Source organism: Dermatophilus congolensis (genome assembly GCF_900187045.1).
Taxonomy (GTDB): domain Bacteria; phylum Actinomycetota; class Actinomycetes; order Actinomycetales; family Dermatophilaceae; genus Dermatophilus; species Dermatophilus congolensis.
The window spans coordinates 1,735,864-1,750,579 of sequence record NZ_LT906453.1 but is presented as its reverse complement, the minus strand read 5'-3'; the positions used below and the strand labels follow the sequence as shown (position 1 = coordinate 1,750,579).

The 14,716-nt window shown below is 61.6% G+C and carries 12 protein-coding genes; 4 read left to right on the top strand and 8 right to left on the bottom strand.

Annotated elements, in window-relative coordinates; genetic code table 11:
• Positions 1-24: 24 nt before the first annotated feature.
• A complete protein-coding gene (locus tag CKV89_RS07460; protein ID WP_324603356.1) occupies positions 25-1,332 on the bottom strand; it encodes a deoxyguanosinetriphosphate triphosphohydrolase in 1,308 nt (435 codons plus the stop codon).
• A gap of 140 nt (positions 1,333-1,472) precedes the next feature.
• On the opposite strand from CKV89_RS07460, the gene CKV89_RS07455 reads away from it, so the two are divergent.
• A complete protein-coding gene (locus tag CKV89_RS07455) occupies positions 1,473-2,372 on the top strand; it encodes a sulfurtransferase (RefSeq protein WP_051277695.1) in 900 nt (299 codons plus the stop codon).
• A 10-nt stretch (positions 2,373-2,382) separates the two neighbouring features.
• On the opposite strand, the gene dusB is transcribed toward CKV89_RS07455, so the two are convergent.
• On the bottom strand, positions 2,383-3,564 hold the full coding sequence (gene dusB / locus CKV89_RS07450; RefSeq protein WP_028327732.1) for a tRNA dihydrouridine synthase DusB: 1,182 nt from the start codon (positions 3,562-3,564) through the stop codon (positions 2,383-2,385).
• Between the two features lie 259 nt (positions 3,565-3,823).
• Between dusB and CKV89_RS07445 the strand changes: the two genes are divergently transcribed.
• The 3 genes from CKV89_RS07445 to CKV89_RS11865 all read left to right on the top strand — a co-directional run bounded on the left by CKV89_RS07445 (position 3,824) and on the right by CKV89_RS11865 (position 7,756).
• Entirely contained in the window at positions 3,824-5,014 is a 1,191-nt protein-coding gene (locus tag CKV89_RS07445) for an acetate/propionate family kinase (RefSeq protein WP_028327731.1), read from the top strand.
• 93 nt (positions 5,015-5,107) lie between these two features.
• Entirely contained in the window at positions 5,108-7,174 is a 2,067-nt protein-coding gene (pta, locus tag CKV89_RS07440; protein WP_028327730.1) for a phosphate acetyltransferase, read from the top strand.
• 99 nt (positions 7,175-7,273) lie between these two features.
• Positions 7,274-7,756 carry a hypothetical protein gene (locus tag CKV89_RS11865; protein WP_154657699.1) on the top strand — a complete coding sequence of 161 codons (483 nt, stop codon included), beginning with the start codon at positions 7,274-7,276 and terminating at the stop codon, positions 7,754-7,756.
• On the opposite strand, the gene argG is transcribed toward CKV89_RS11865, so the two are convergent.
• The 6 genes from argG to leuA form a co-directional block, all read right to left on the bottom strand.
• Positions 7,753-9,132: an argininosuccinate synthase gene (gene argG / locus CKV89_RS07430; protein ID WP_051277694.1), complete on the bottom strand. Its 1,380-nt coding sequence runs from the start codon at positions 9,130-9,132 to the stop codon at positions 7,753-7,755. The genes CKV89_RS11865 and argG overlap by 4 nt on opposite strands.
• A 63-nt stretch (positions 9,133-9,195) precedes the next feature.
• Positions 9,196-9,990, bottom strand: coding sequence for an isoprenyl transferase (locus CKV89_RS07425; RefSeq protein WP_169714601.1), 795 nt, complete (start codon positions 9,988-9,990; stop codon positions 9,196-9,198).
• Positions 9,991-10,041: 51 nt separating this feature from the next.
• Entirely contained in the window at positions 10,042-10,773 is a 732-nt protein-coding gene (gene recO / locus CKV89_RS07420) for a DNA repair protein RecO (RefSeq protein ID WP_028327727.1), read from the bottom strand.
• 79 nt (positions 10,774-10,852) lie between these two features.
• Positions 10,853-11,503, bottom strand: a complete 651-nt coding sequence (locus CKV89_RS07415) for an LmeA family phospholipid-binding protein (RefSeq protein WP_028327726.1) — start codon at positions 11,501-11,503, stop codon at positions 10,853-10,855.
• Positions 11,504-11,571: 68 nt separating this feature from the next.
• Positions 11,572-12,915, bottom strand: coding sequence for a D-serine ammonia-lyase (locus tag CKV89_RS07410; protein ID WP_051277693.1), 1,344 nt, complete (start codon positions 12,913-12,915; stop codon positions 11,572-11,574).
• Positions 12,916-12,955: 40 nt separating this feature from the next.
• Positions 12,956-14,704, bottom strand: a complete 1,749-nt coding sequence (leuA, locus tag CKV89_RS07405; protein WP_028327724.1) for a 2-isopropylmalate synthase — start codon at positions 14,702-14,704, stop codon at positions 12,956-12,958.
• Positions 14,705-14,716: the final 12 nt, after the last annotated feature.

Sequence of the window (14,716 nt, the reverse complement as noted above, 5' to 3'; positions counted from 1 at the left end):
ACGAGCCCAACATCACCCCACCCATCACGCACTCCCACACCAACGAGCATGCAACGCCAACGCACGCGTATCAGTCAACGACGCCACCTGATCCACCACCACCCGCAACCGCTCCCCATCCGAAGAAGCCGCACCCCAATCCACCACCAAATCACGATCCAACCTCTCCTCAGGACACTCCAAATACGCCTCCACCAACCCCCGCACCACCTCACGCTCACGCTCCATCACCGCCGCATGCCCCGGCGTCTGCATCACAAAAGCCGCCGCCACCGCCTTCAACATCGCGCACTCCGCCCGCGCCTGCACCGGCACCACCAACGAACCGTCGTACCGCGCCAACCGCACCGGACCATGCACCTGACGCGTCGCAGACTGCACCTGACGAACAAAACGACCCACCAACCCACTAGTCATGTCCTTCAACGCAGCCAACCCCGCCCGCGACCCATCAAACTCATCCACCACCTCATCAGCAGCATGCAACCGCTGCCCCGCCTCCACTAACGCCTCTACCTCCAACGACGGCTCGTAATACCGCTGCGCCACCACCGCCACATCCCGCAACGCCGACACCGACGACAACACCCGCAAATCCACCCGCCCCGAAGCCACCGCATCCTCCACGTCATGCACCGAATACGCCACATCATCAGACCAATCCATCACCTGCGCCTCCACCGGCGTCACCCCACCAGCACCACGAGAAGGCGCCCCATCACGCACCCAGGCAAACACCGGCTCATCATCGGCATAAAAACCAAACTTCCCCGACCCCCCAGGCCCCTGCCCAGCACCCCAGGGATACTTACACGCCGCATCCAACGCAGCCCGCGTCAAATTCAACCCAGCCGGACGCCCATCAGCGTGAAACCGTTTCGGCTCCAACCTCGTCAACACCCGCAACGTCTGCGCATTACCCTCAAACCCACCCACCTGCTCAGCCACCCGATTCAACTCACGCTCACCGTTATGCCCAAACGGCGGATGCCCCAAATCGTGCGCCAAACACGCCGCATCCACCAGATCCGCATGACAGCCCAGAAACGAGGCAATTTCCCGCCCGATCTGCGCAACCTCCAACGAATGCGTCAACCGATTCCGTGCAAAATCACCCAAATACGGTGCAACCACCTGCGTCTTTGACGCCAACCGACGAAAACCCGCCGAATGCAAAATCCGCGCCCGATCCCGCGCAAAATCATCACGAGTAGCCAACTTTCGCGCCGCCGGCTCCTGCACCCACCGCGCCCGATCCCGCGCACCATAACGCCCCCCGTCCACACTCCCCGACGAGTAACCCCCCACAGCATCACCCAAAAAATCACTCACCCCACCACCCTAAAAACAACTACCGACAAACACGCCTAACAAACGCACAACCCACACAAACCACCACCCCAGCACGCCACCTACCGCAACCAACCCTGTCCACCCCGCTCCTGACTACGACACCGATTAGGCTTCCTCCCATGCACCGGTACCCCCTCATCACAGCTAGCGAACTCGCCGAAAAGTTCCACCGCGGCGCCGCCGAGCGACCCCTAGTCCTCGATGTCCGCTGGCAACTGGGCGCAGACGACGGCTACGACTCTTACCTCCAAGCCCACATCCCCGGTGCCATCTTCGTCGACCTCGAACGCGACCTCTCCGGCACCCCCGGCCCCGACACCGGCCGCCACCCCATGCCACGCATCGACGACTTCGAAATCGACATGGCCGAATGCGGCGTAGACAACGACCGACCCGTCGTCGTCTACGACGACTTCACATCCTTCGCCGCAGCCCGCGCCTGGTGGCTCCTACGCCACTTCGGAAAAATGGACGTCTACGTCCTTGACGGCGGACTAAGCGCCTGGCGCAACGAACGCCTCCCCACCGAAGCAGGCATCCGACTCATCGACGAAGGCGACTTCTCCGTACGCCGCAGCGCCCTGTCCTACCTCACCGCCGAAACCGCCGAACTCTACGCCCGCGACGGCATCCTCATCGACGGCCGCGCACCCGAACGATTCGAAGGACGCAACGAACCCGTCGACACCGCCGCCGGCCACATCCCCGGAGCCGTCAACCTACCCGCAACCGACCTCATCAACGACGAAGGCAAACTCCTGCCCCCAGACCAGCTCCTCGAACGCTTCGCCGCCGTCGGAGCCACCACCGAAACACCCATCGCCACCACCTGCGGATCCGGCGTCGTCGCCAGCTTCATCGCCCTCGCCGCAGGCGCAGCAGGACTCGGCGGACAAATCCCCGTCTACATCGGCGCCTGGTCAGACTGGATCAGCAACCCCAAACGCCCCATCGCCACCGGCCCCGCACACCAAACTCCCACCGACGACACCGGCACCCACCCCGACCAACACGCCTAAACCACCCGCCTCAGCCACCCGAAGCATCCACCTCCGCCTCAGCAAGACACGCACCCGCCGAAGCATCCACCGAACGGCTATCCAACCAGCCCTCCGGCAACGCAACCCGCCGAGGCGTTCCCTGACGCCCCCGTGCACCCTCAGCAGGAACACCCGGCCACGGATGATCCCGATCCAACTCACCCAACAACGCATCCAGCGCAGCCAAATCCTTCACCAACGCCAAGTTATGCCGCACATACGACCCCGCCGGGAAACCCTTCAAATACCAGGCGATGTGCTTACGGATATCACGCGCCCCCCGCTGCTCATCACCATAAAACTCAACCAAATACTCAGCATGAGCACGCAGCGCATCCACCACCTGCCCCAAATTCGGACGCATCCGCATATCACTACCGTTAAACGCCGCAGCCAGATCAGCGAACAACCACGGACGCCCCAAACAACCACGACCAACAACCACCCCATCGCAGCCCGTGCGCTCCACCATCCGCAACGCATCCTCAGCCGACCAAATGTCCCCATTACCCAACACAGGAACCTGCGGAACGGCCTCCTTCAACCGCGCAATCGCATCCAAATCCGCATGACCGCTATACGCCTGCGCTGTTGTACGACCATGCAACGTAATCGCTGCAGCCCCCACATCCACAGCACGCCGACCAGCATCCAAATACGTCAGGTGATCAGCATCGATCCCCATCCGCATCTTCACCGTCACCGGAATCCCACCACGAGAAGCTTCTCGCACCGCCATCGAAACAATGTCCGTGAACAAATCCAGCTTCCACGGCAACGCCGAACCCCCACCCTTACGCGTCACCTTCGGCACCGGACACCCAAAATTCAGATCAATATGATCCGCCAGCCCCTCATCCACCACCATCCGCGCAGCCCGCGCCATCGTCACCGGATCCACGCTGTACAGCTGCATCGACCGCGGAAACTCATCGGCATCAAACTCAATCAGCTTCATCGTCTCCGGCGAACGCTCCACCAACGCCCGCGAAGTAATCATCTCGCTCACATACAAACAACTCCCCCCATCAGGGAGCCCTTCAGCAGCGAAACTCCGACACAAACGCCGGAAGGCACGATTTGTCACCCCCGCCATCGGTGCAAGAACGACAGGAGTGGGGATCGACAAAGAACCGATCATCAACGGAGGAAGTACATGTGCAGCAGTCATCTCACCACCAGTATGACCCGCCACATCCCTACCCCCAGCACACGCACCCAACATGGCCACACCCGAATGGGAGCCCCACCAACCCCCGCGATACTCTGAAAGAGAACGCGACCCACACCCTCTACAACAAGTGAAATACCATGTCACACCGCGGGTCGAGCCACCCAGCCGACCCCAACAACGTGACCGGCTCGAACACACCGACACGACCCCGAAGCGGTGCCGAACAACCCGCACCCCCATACCGAGAAGGTGAAAAGTGACCTCTGCCGTCCTCGTCCTTAACTGCGGCTCATCCTCCCTTAAATTCGCACTCATCGAACCCGAGTCCGGAAACCGCGAGTTCACAGGCCTAGCCGAACGCGTCGACACCCCCGAAGCCTCCATTCGCTTCGACATCAGCGGAGAACGCACCACCGTCGATGGCCTCGACGACACCAGCCACCAAGGCATCATCAGCAAAGTCCTCGCCCGCGTCGAAGACTTCACCAAAGCCCACAACATCGAAATCGCTGCCGTCGGCCACCGCGTCGTACACGGCGGCGAAAAATTTGCCAGCTCCGTCCTCCTCGACCAGGCAGCCCTCGACGCGATCCGCGACACCGTGCCGCTGGCACCCCTGCACAACCCCGCCAACATCGCCGGCATCGAAGCCGTCACCGCCGTCATGCCCAACGTGGCCCAGGTCGGCGTCTTCGACACCGCATTCCACCAGAGCATGCCCGAAAAGGCCTACCGCTACGCCGTCCCCCAAAACTGGTACGACGAGCACGGCGTCCGCCGCTACGGCTTCCACGGCACCAGCCACCAATACGTAGCCGGCAAAGCCGCCGAAGCCGACGGCCGCCCCATCGAAAATCTCCGCATCATCACCGCCCACCTGGGCAACGGCTGCTCCATCACTGCCATCAAAGACGGAAAATCCGTCGACACCTCCATGGGACTCACCCCCCTCGAAGGTCTCATCATGGGCACCCGCTCCGGCGACATCGACCCCGGCGTGATCAGCTACATCAGCAAAGCCACCTCCAGCGACGCCGCCGCCATCGACACCAAACTCAACAAAGAGTCCGGCCTCCTAGGCCTATCCGGCGTCTCCAACGACATGCGCACCGTCGAAGAAGCCGCCGCCGAAGGTAACAAAGCAGCCGCTCTAGCCCTGGACGCCTTCCACTACCGCGTCGCCAAATACATCGCCTCCTACTGCGTCGCACTCGGTGGCCTAGACCTGCTCGTCTTCACCGGCGGCATCGGCGAAAACTCCGACGTCACCCGCGCAGACATCATCAAGCAGCTCGGCTTCCTCGGCCTGGAAATCGACCCCAGCGTCAACGACGGACTGCGCGGCAAAACCGCCCGCATCACCAAAGACGGCGACATCGCCGCCTGGGTCATCCCCACTGACGAAGAACTCGTCATCGCACGCGACGCATACCGCCTCAGCCGCTAACACCCACGTGGGGCCCGGCACATCACCGGGCCCCACACCTACCCAACTACACACCGAGCCAGCACCGCCGCAGGCGCTCGAAGGAGTCACCGCATGTCCCGACGAATTCTCGTCGTCCCCGCCAACCACGCAGCAGGCGTCAAAGCCGTCTGCCACGGCCTACTCCACGCCCTCGACGAACGTGGCGTCGAAGTCGGCTACATCAAACCCCTCGCAGGCCCCGACAGCCACGGCGCCGACACCTCTGCCCAACTCGTCTCCCTCGTCACCGCCCTCCAGCCCCCCACACCCATCCCCGGGGCCCACATCGACGCCCTCATGTCCCGCAACCTCGTCGACTCCCTTATGGAAGAAGTCGTCGAACTCGCCGAACCCGTCCTCAGCGACCACGAAGTCGTCATCATCGAAGGCCTCGCCCAAGAAGACGAAGCCCCCTGGGCTGACGACCTCAACGCCGCCCTGGCCCGCACCCTCGACGCTGAAGTCGTCCTCGTCGTCAACGGCTCAGACCGCACCCCAGAACACGTCGCAGAACGCCTAGGCGTTGCCCTGCCCCACTACCAGATCGGGGAAAGCAGCCGCGTCGTCGGCGTCGTCCTCAACCGCCTGCCCTCATCCACCTCCGAGGCAACCAAGCCCTACACCGACGCTGTCGAAGCCCGCGAGCTGCGCGTCATCGCCACCATCACCCAGGACCCAACCCTGGCCGAACCACGCATGAAAGACGTGGCAGACCAGCTCGGCCTCCAATCCGTTAACCCCGGAGACTCCGACCGGCGTGTCAAGGGCTTCGTTATCGGAGCACAAGCAATCCCCGGCGCCCTCCCCCACCTCAAAGAGGGCCATGTTCTCATCGCCCCCGGCGACCGTCACGACATCCTCATGGCCGCGTGCCTGGCCGAACTCAACGGCACCAAACTCGCTGGCATCGTGCTCTCCGCTGGCATAGGAATCGACCCAGCCGTTGCAACCCTCTGCGGCACCGCCATGAGCAATGGGCTGCCCATCTACATGAACAACGCACCCACGTACGAAACCTCGTACGCCATCACCCATCTCAGTGACAGCATCCCCACTGATGACGAGGTGCGAGTCCGCCGCGTCATGGAATCTGTCTCCTCCCGCCTGGAGCAGAGCTGGATCGACGCCATCACGCAGAGCACCAGCCACAACAGGCTCTCTCCTGCAGCGTTCCGTCGTCAGCTCACCACACTGGCAGCACGCGCAAACAAACGCATTGTCCTGCCCGAAGGCTCCGAGCCTCGCACTGTCGACGCAGCAATCACATGCCACGAAAAAGGCATCGCGCGTTGTGTTCTGCTGGCACCTCGCAGCGAGGTCGAAGCCGTTGCTGCTTCCCTGGGCCGTGTCCTGCCAGAAGACATCGAAATCATTGACCCGTCCGAACCGGCCAAGCGATACGTGGACGCTCTAGTCGAACGTCGCAAGCACAAGGGCATGACAGAAGCGATGGCTAAAGACGCCCTCGGTGACACAGTCGTGCTCGGCACCATGATGCTTCACCTTGATGAGGTTGATGGCCTGGTCTCTGGCGCCGTGCACACCACCGCTAACACCATCCGTCCAGCCCTGCAGATTCTGGGCACCAAGCCCGGCGCATCGCTTGTTTCCTCGGTGTTCTTCATGGGGCTGCCTGACGAGGTCCTCGTTTACGGTGACTGTGCAGTCAACCCCGACCCCAACGCCGACCAGCTTGCCGACATTGCGATCCAGTCCGCGGACTCCGCTAAGGCATTTGGTCTTGACCCACGCGTAGCCATGATTAGCTTCTCCACTGGCTCTTCTGGCTCTGGCGCCGACATCGAAAAGGTCAAAGCAGCCACAGAGCGCATTCACGAACTGCGCCCAGACATCCTCGTTGATGGCCCGCTGCAGTACGACGCCGCCACCACCACATCGGTTGCACAGAGCAAAGCCCCTGAGTCTCCCGTGGCTGGCCAGGCAAACGTGTTCGTGTTCCCCGACCTCAACACGGGTAACACCACGTACAAGGCTGTACAGCGCTCTGCCAGCGTTATCAGCATCGGCCCGATGCTGCAGGGCATTGCCAAGCCCGTCAACGACCTGTCGCGCGGCGCCCTCGTCGAGGACATCGTCTACACCATTGCATTGACCTCCATCCAGGCTGACGCCCAGTGATATAGGTCCACGCGCACCTGCCGCGCAGCGGCTAGCTACATAACAGCCAATGGCCACCGACAAGATGTCAGTCGGTGGCCATTCGCATAGGATCGAGACATGACCTCACCTGCGCAGCGCCCCGGCACCGATAACGGTCCTCACGAGGACGCAGCCAACCCCGCCAGCGGTGCAGCCGTTGGCTGTGGCGGGTGCTCTCGCTCCACAGGTGGAGGATGCGGCTCGGGCAGCGCTGCCGCAGCAACCGGTCAATCTCCCAGCTGCACTCCCCCTCCTACCGCTCCAGCTGGCTGCTCTGCTGCATCCGCAGCCAAGCCTGCCTTGAAAGGCACTGACAAAGCCGCCGCAGTACTGGTCAAAGTACCGGCGTGGATATGGGCTGCCACGGTGAGCCTGCTTGTCGCCTCCGGACTTGTTATTGCAGGCAGCACCGGATTGGTTCTATTTAGCACCGGATTCGCACTGTTCGCCCTTCTAGGCATTGTCAGCTGGAAGTACCTATCGGTTCCTGGGCGTGCGGTACGAGTCGCGGTCGCGGTGTTTGCCCTGGGAATCGCTCTTATCCGGTTTATGCCGATCTAGAAACCTGCACGCACCGGGGCGTGGTGGCTGCTTGCACTATGCATAGCGGTCAGAGCCGGTGTGGAAGCGTTCTGTTCTTCAGCATTGGGCAGAATTCCTTGTTCGGCGTATGCCTCCAGCCGCGACCGTGAATCGGCAATGTCGAGGTTACGCATTGTGAGTTGCCCAATACGGTCGGTTGGCCCGAAAGCTGCGTTTTCGACACGCTCCATGGAGAGTTTGTCAGGGTGGTAGCTGAGTTTTTCACCGACGGTGTCGAGGATGGAGTAATCCTCACCACGGCGCAAGCGCAGTGTCACGGTGCCGGAAATAGCTGACCCGACCCATCGCTGGAGTGATTCACGCAGCATGAGGGATTGCGGGTCGAGCCAGCGTCCTTCGTACATCAGGCGCCCGAGTGCGCGTCCCTGCGTGTGATACGCGGTGATGGTGTCTTCGTTATGGATGGCGTTAACGAGGCGTTCATAGGCGATGTGCAGCAGGGCCATTCCGGGAGCTTCATAAATGCCGCGAGATTTTGCCTCGATGATGCGGTTTTCGATCTGGTCGCTCATTCCCAGGCCGTGGCGTCCGCCAATGGCATTTGCTTCGATGACTAGGTCAACTGGGTTGGGGTAGGCCGTGTCGTTGATGGCGGTGGGACGTCCCTGCTCGAAGGTGATGCAGATGTCTTCGGTGGGGATGTCAACCTCGGGGTCCCAGAAACGGACTCCCATGATGGGGTTGATGGTTTCCAGGTTGGTGTTGAGGTGTTCGAGGGTTTTGGCCTCGTGGGTGGCTCCCCAAATGTTGGCGTCGGTGGAGTAGGCCTTTTCTTGGGTTTCCCGGTAGGGCAGGCCGCGTTCGGTGAGCCATTGGCTCATTTCGTGGCGTCCGCCGAGTTGGGCGACGAAGTCTTCATCGAGCCAGGGTTTGTAGATGGTCAGATGGGGATTTGCGAGAAGGCCATAGCGATAGAACCGCTCGATGTCGTTGCCTTTGTATGTTGATCCGTCGCCCCAGATGTCGATGCCATCTTCTTTCATGGCGCGTACAAGCATGGTGCCGGTGACTGCGCGGCTGATGGGGGTGGTATTGAAGTAGGTGCGCCCACCGGAGCGGATGTGAAATGCGCCGGTGGCGATGGCGGTGATGCCTTCTTCGACGAGTGTTTCACGGCAGTCGATGAGGCGTGCGATGTCGGCGCCGTAGTCCCGTGCACGTCCTGGTAGTGAGGCGATGTCGGGTTCGTCGTATTGCCCGATGTTCGCGGTGTACGTGCAGGGGACGGCGCCGTTCTCACGCATCCAGGCCACGGCTACGGAGGTGTCGAGGCCGCCAGAGAAGGCTAAGCCGATGTGTTTGCCGACCGGGAGTTTTGTTAGAACTGTGGACATGCACCTAACTATATGCATAGGTGCGCATTAATATTCACTTTTGCTGTGGGTATGAGTTTGTTCTCATACAGCGGGTGTGTCGACCGCTCCCCCATAGCGACGGTCGCGCCTGGCGTATTGCTCGATGGCATTCCACAGCGTTGTCCTGTCGTAGTCGGGCCACAGGGTGTCTTGGAAGACCATCTCTGCGTAGGCGCTCTGCCAGAGAAGGAAGTTGCTGGTGCGCTGTTCGCCAGAGCTTCGCACGAACAGGTCAACGTCAGGCATGTCTGGTTCAGTGAGGTGAGCGGCGATGGTGCGCTCATCAACTTTGTCTGGGTTGAGCTGTCCTGCCGCGACCTTGCGAGCGATTTCCCGTGCTGCGTCTCCTAGCTCAGCACGGCCGCCATAGTTGACGCAGAAGTAGAGGGTCAGGCCAGTGTTGTCTTTGGTCATCTCTTGGGCGATCTCAAGTTCGCTAATGACGGATTTCCATAGTCGGGGGCGGCGCCCAACCCAGCGCATTCGTACTCCCCATTCGTGGAGTTGGTCGCGACGGCGGCGGATGACGTCGCGGTTGAACCCCATGAGGAAGGCCACTTCTTCAGGTGAGCGCTTCCAGTTTTCGGTGGAGAAGGCGTATGCCGACAGGTGGGTGATATTGGCTTCGATGGCGCCGGCGACAACGTCCAGCAGCGCAGCCTCGCCTGCTTCATGTCCTTTGGTGCGTGAGAGGCCTCGCTGGTTGGCCCAGCGTCCGTTGCCATCCATGACGATAGCGACGTGTTTGGGGAGGAATTTGGCGGGGATCTGAGGGGCTGTTGCTCCACTTGGGTGCGGGTAGGGGCGGGCGTATTCGCTGCTCATGGGTGCGATCATCCCGCTCCGGGCCGATGGAGGGCAACTGCTGGGTTGGGGTGGGAGTCTGGGTTAGTTGCGTTCGACGTATTTCAGGGCGCGGACTCCTCGTTCTAGGTGCCATTGCACGTAGGCGCGCACGAGGCCAGATCCTTCGCGGAGGTATCGCGGTTCAGCTATTTGTTCGGCTGTATCCCAGTCTCCTTCGAGGAGGGCGCCGAGCATGGCGAGGGTGGCCAGGGCGGGGGTAGCTGATCCGGGGATGCGACAGTGGGGGCAGAGGGTTCCACCGGCGGTGAGGTTGAAGGCTTTGTGGGGGCCGGGGGCTCCACATTTTGCGCAGTCGTGGAAGCTTGGCGCCCAGCCTGCAAGGGCGACTGAGCGTAGGAGGTAGGCATCGAGGGTCATTGAGATGTCATGCTCCCCGGCCGCTATAGAAGCTAGTGCGCCTGCGAGAAGGGTGAATTGGTTTCTGGAGTTGGTGGTTTCTTGGCCGAATCGTTCAGCAGCTTCGAGCATGGCGATCATGGCGGTCCAGGCGTCGTAGTCGCGGGTGATTCGTTCTCCATAGGGGGCAAGAACTTCGACTTGGGTGACGGTGTCGAGGTTGCGTCCTTCGTAGAACTGCGCGTCGATGACAAGTCCGGGTTCAAGGCGGGCTCCGAAGCGGCTGCGTGTCTTGCGGATTCCTTTGCCAACGGCGCGGATGAGTCCTCGTTCGCGGCCGAGGAGGGTGATGATGCGGTCGGCCTCTGCGAGCTTGGTGGTTCTGAGCACGATGGCGGCTTCGCGGTAGAGGGGCACCTGATCATTCTGTCGTAGTCGTGTTGGGTGCCCCGTATGTGACTGTCGCCTCGATGTGTCTGCCGTGCTCTCGTGTGGTTTAGGAGGGCAGCTGTAGTTGGCTACCGGCCAGGTGGATGCGGAATCCGGTGTTTTCGGTGGTGATGTTTGTGATGGTGGCGTTTTCGGGTAGGGCAGGGACGGGGATGGCGAAGCGGAGGCGTCCGGCAGCCCATTCGGGGACGTTCAGTCCTGGGGGGCCTTCGTGGAACCCGATGGCAGAGGGGTTGAAGACGAGGCGTCCGGCGTCGGCTGCCATGGTTCCTGTTCCGGTGAGGGTCAGTTGTCGGCCAAGGATTTCGAAGGTTGTGCGGGTAGTGATTTTTCCATCTCCGGTGGGGGTGATGGTGACACCGTTACCGATTTTGTTTTGGACGGTGGCGAAGGGAACTAGGGCGTCTGCTTTGAAGTTGTCGATGCGTTTTCCCTTGCTGGTGTTGACGAAGTTCCCGGCGGTGAGGTGGACGTCGGTGATGGTGCCTGAGGGTGTGTCCAGTTTCGGTGTGGCGAAGGTGAGGTTGTTGGCGCTGTATTCGCCTTGGGCTAGGTGAGAGGGGCTGGTCGGTGTGGTGGGGGTGGTTGTTGCCGGTGTTGCTGGTCTGGACCAGGTCATGAAGGCGACCACTGCCGCGATGGTTAAAGCGACGAAAAGAAGTCCTAGAGCGGCGAGCACGCGTGTGGCGATCTTCATTGCTCCAGTGTTTCAGGGTGGTGGGTATCTGCGTAGTGGCGCGGTGGTGTTGGTGGTGTGCGCTGGGGTTACTGGGGTGAGCGGCTGTGGGAGAGGTAGGTGTTCATGATCTCTGGGGGAACCATGGATCCGCCGGTGAGCCAGGCGAGGTGAGTTGCGTTGTTCATGTGGGTGTCGGTGATTCCTAGACGTTCGCGGTATTCGGTGGCTGTGGCGACGTGCCAGGGGCCGGGCAGGCTTGCGGCGGCGGAGGGTTCGGCGGCGATGTTTTCGGTTTCGTGCAGGAGGGTTAGGAGTGTGAAGAGGTGGTTGTCTTCAACGGTGTAGAAGCCGTCGAGGAGGCGCTGCATGGCGCGTCCGACGAATCCGGAGGGGCGGCCTACGGCTAGTCCGTCGGCGGCGGTGCGGTTGTCGATGCCGAAATCACCGACGCAGATGGCGTCATGTTGGCCAGTGGCGACGCCTAGGAGCATGCATGGTGAGTGGGTAGGTTCGGCGAAGATGGGGTGCACTGCGTCGCCGAATTCGGTGAGTAGGCCGAAGGCGACGCCTCCTGGGCCTCCTCCGACTCCGCAGGGCAGGTAAACGAATAGTGGATGTTCGGTGTCGACGCGTACGTTGGCGGCGCGTAGTTGGGCGGCTACGCGTCGTCCGGCTACGGCGTAGCCGCAAAATAGTTTGGTGGAGTTTTCGTCGTCGATGAAGTGGGCGAATGGGTCGTTTGCTGCTTCAGCGCGTCCGGCGGCGACGGCTACGGAGTAGTCGGCTTCGTATTCGCGGACGTCTACTCCTTGTGCGGCAAGGAGGTCTTTTTTCCATTGCCGAGCGTCGGCGGACATGTGGACGATGGTGTTGAAACCGAGTGTGGCGGCCATGATTCCGATGGATAGGCCGAGGTTGCCGGTGGATCCCACGGCGATGGTGTGTTGGCTGAATAGGTCGCGGGCTGGTGGGGTTGCCAGAATGCGGTAGTCGCAGGAGTAGTCGAGTAGGCCGGCGGTGTGGGCGAGGTGTTCGGCGTGTTGGAGTACTTCGTGGATGCCGCCGCGGGCTTTGATGGATCCGCTGACGGGCAGGCAGTCGTCGCGTTTGAGCCAGAGCTGTCCGGGTAGTGGGGTTTGGTATGTGTGGTTGAGGGTCTTTTGGAGTTGTGGGGCTGGTGTGATGGGCGATTCGATGATGCCGTTGGTGGCTTCGAGGGCGGGGAAGGCGGCGGCGAGGTAGGGGGCGAATCGTTGGAGTCGGGTGGCGGCGTCGTCGATGTCTGCGGGGGTGAGCCCTACGTCGGCTAGGGCGGTGTGGGTGTGGGCGCGTGCGGGGTTGAACCATGCCGTTTCTCGCAGGTTGATCAGGTCTGCGATGACGGGGGTTTTGTTGACCCAGGTCTGCAGCGGCATGCCGAGTACGTCCATGCTGTTCACTGTGCCAGACCGTGGGTGTGGTGGTTGGGGTTTAGGTGGTGAGGTCTCCGTCGCGTTCTGCACGGTTGACGGCGGAGAGGATCGCTTGGATGGAGGCGGTGACGATGGAGTTGTGGATGCCTACGCCCCACAGGACGCGGCCGGCGACGGCGCATTCGACGTAGGCGGCGGCGCGGGCGTCTCCGCCTGCTGACATGGCGTGTTCGGCGTAGTCCAGGACGCGGACGTCGATGCCGTAGTTGGCTAGGGCTGCGGTGAAGGCGTTGATGGGGCCGTTTCCGTGGCCTTCGAGGTGGATGGTTCGGCCATTGTCGGTGAGGGTGGCGGTGACGATGTTGGCGCCGAGTCGGTCGGAGTCCAGGTGAACGGATCGGGGTATGAAGCGTCCCCAGGTGTCTTGTCCGGTGCTGGTTCCGGGGAGGTATTCGTTGCTGAAGATTTTCCAGATGTGGGGGGCGGTCATTTCGCCGCCGTGTGTGTCGGTGTGGTGTTGTACGACGCGTTGGATTTCGATTTGGAGGCGTCGTGGTAGTTCGAGGGCGTATTGGGTGGCGAGGAGGTAGGCGACGCCACCTTTTCCTGATTGGCTGTTGACACGGACGATGGCTTCGTAGGAGCGGCCGATGTCGTGGGGATCAATGGGTAGGTAGGGGACGCTCCAGGGCAATTCGTCGGTGTTTTTGCCGGTGTTGGCTGCGTGTGCGGCCATGTTTTCGAAGCCTTTTTTGATGGCGTCTTGGTGTGATCCGGAGAAGGCGGTGAAGACGAGTTCGCCGCCGTAGGGGTGGCGTTGGTGGACGGGTAGTTGGTTGCAGTATTCGACGGTGGAGCGGATGCGGTCGATGTCGGAGAAGTCGATCTGGGGGTCGATGCCTTGGCTGAAGAGGTTGAGGCCGAGGGTGACGAGGTCGACGTTTCCGGTGCGTTCGCCGTTGCCGAAGAGGCATCCTTCGATGCGGTCTGCGCCGGCCATGTACCCGAGTTCGGCTGCGGCGACGCTGGTTCCGCGGTCGTTGTGGGGGTGCAGGGAGAGGATGATGGATTCTCTGCGGTCCAGGTTGCGGTGCATGTATTCGACGGCGTCGGCGTAGACGTTGGGGGTGGCTGTTTCGACCGTGGCGGGCAGGTTAATGATCATGGGCCGCTGTGGGGTGGGGTCGAATTCGGCGATGACGGCGTTGCAGACGTGGAGTGCTACGTCGAGTTCGGTTCCGGTGAAGGATTCGGGGCTGTATTCGTAGGTGATGGTGGTGTTGGGTATGAGGGTTTCGAGTTGGCGGCATAGCTTGGCGGTGTTGACTGCTATGGCGGTTATGCCTTCGACGTCTGTGTTGAATACGACGCGGCGTTGGAGGATGGAGGTGGGGTTGTAGAAGTGGATGATGGCTTTTTTGGCGCCGTTGATGGCGTCGTAGGTGCGGTGGACGAGGTGGTCGCGTGCTTGGGTGAGCACTTGGATGGTGACGTCGTCGGGGATGTGGTTTTCTTCGATGAGGCGGCGACAGAAGTCGAATTCGGTTTGGCTGGCGGAGGGGAAGCCGATTTCGATTTCTTTGTAGCCGATGTCGACCAGGAGTTGGAAGAACCGGAGTTTGCGTTCGGCGTCCATGGGTTCGATGAGTGCTTGGTTGCCGTCGCGTAGGTCGACTGAGGCCCATCGGGGGGCTTTGGTGATGCGCGCAGATGGCCAGGTGCGCTCGGGCAGGTCCACGGTGATGTGTTCGTGGAAAGGCGTGTATTTGCTGGTGGGCATGCCGCTGGGTTTTTGGGTGTTTTCTATGGCCACGGTTGT

Bases quoted from the DNA above. Each gene is read 5' to 3' on its own strand.
- CKV89_RS07455 (WP_051277695.1), top strand. From the start codon at position 1,473: ATGCACCGGTACCCCCTCATCACAGCTAGCGAACTCGCCGAAAAGTTC.
- dusB (WP_028327732.1), bottom strand. From the start codon at position 3,564: ATGACTGCTGCACATGTACTTCCTCCGTTGATGATCGGTTCTTTGTCG.
- pta (WP_028327730.1), top strand. From the start codon at position 5,108: ATGTCCCGACGAATTCTCGTCGTCCCCGCCAACCACGCAGCAGGCGTC.
- CKV89_RS11865 (WP_154657699.1), top strand. From the start codon at position 7,274: ATGACCTCACCTGCGCAGCGCCCCGGCACCGATAACGGTCCTCACGAG.
- argG (WP_051277694.1), bottom strand. From the start codon at position 9,132: ATGTCCACAGTTCTAACAAAACTCCCGGTCGGCAAACACATCGGCTTA.
- CKV89_RS07425 (WP_169714601.1), bottom strand. From the start codon at position 9,990: ATGATCGCACCCATGAGCAGCGAATACGCCCGCCCCTACCCGCACCCA.
- CKV89_RS07415 (WP_028327726.1), bottom strand. From the start codon at position 11,503: ATGAAGATCGCCACACGCGTGCTCGCCGCTCTAGGACTTCTTTTCGTC.
- CKV89_RS07410 (WP_051277693.1), bottom strand. From the start codon at position 12,915: ATGGACGTACTCGGCATGCCGCTGCAGACCTGGGTCAACAAAACCCCC.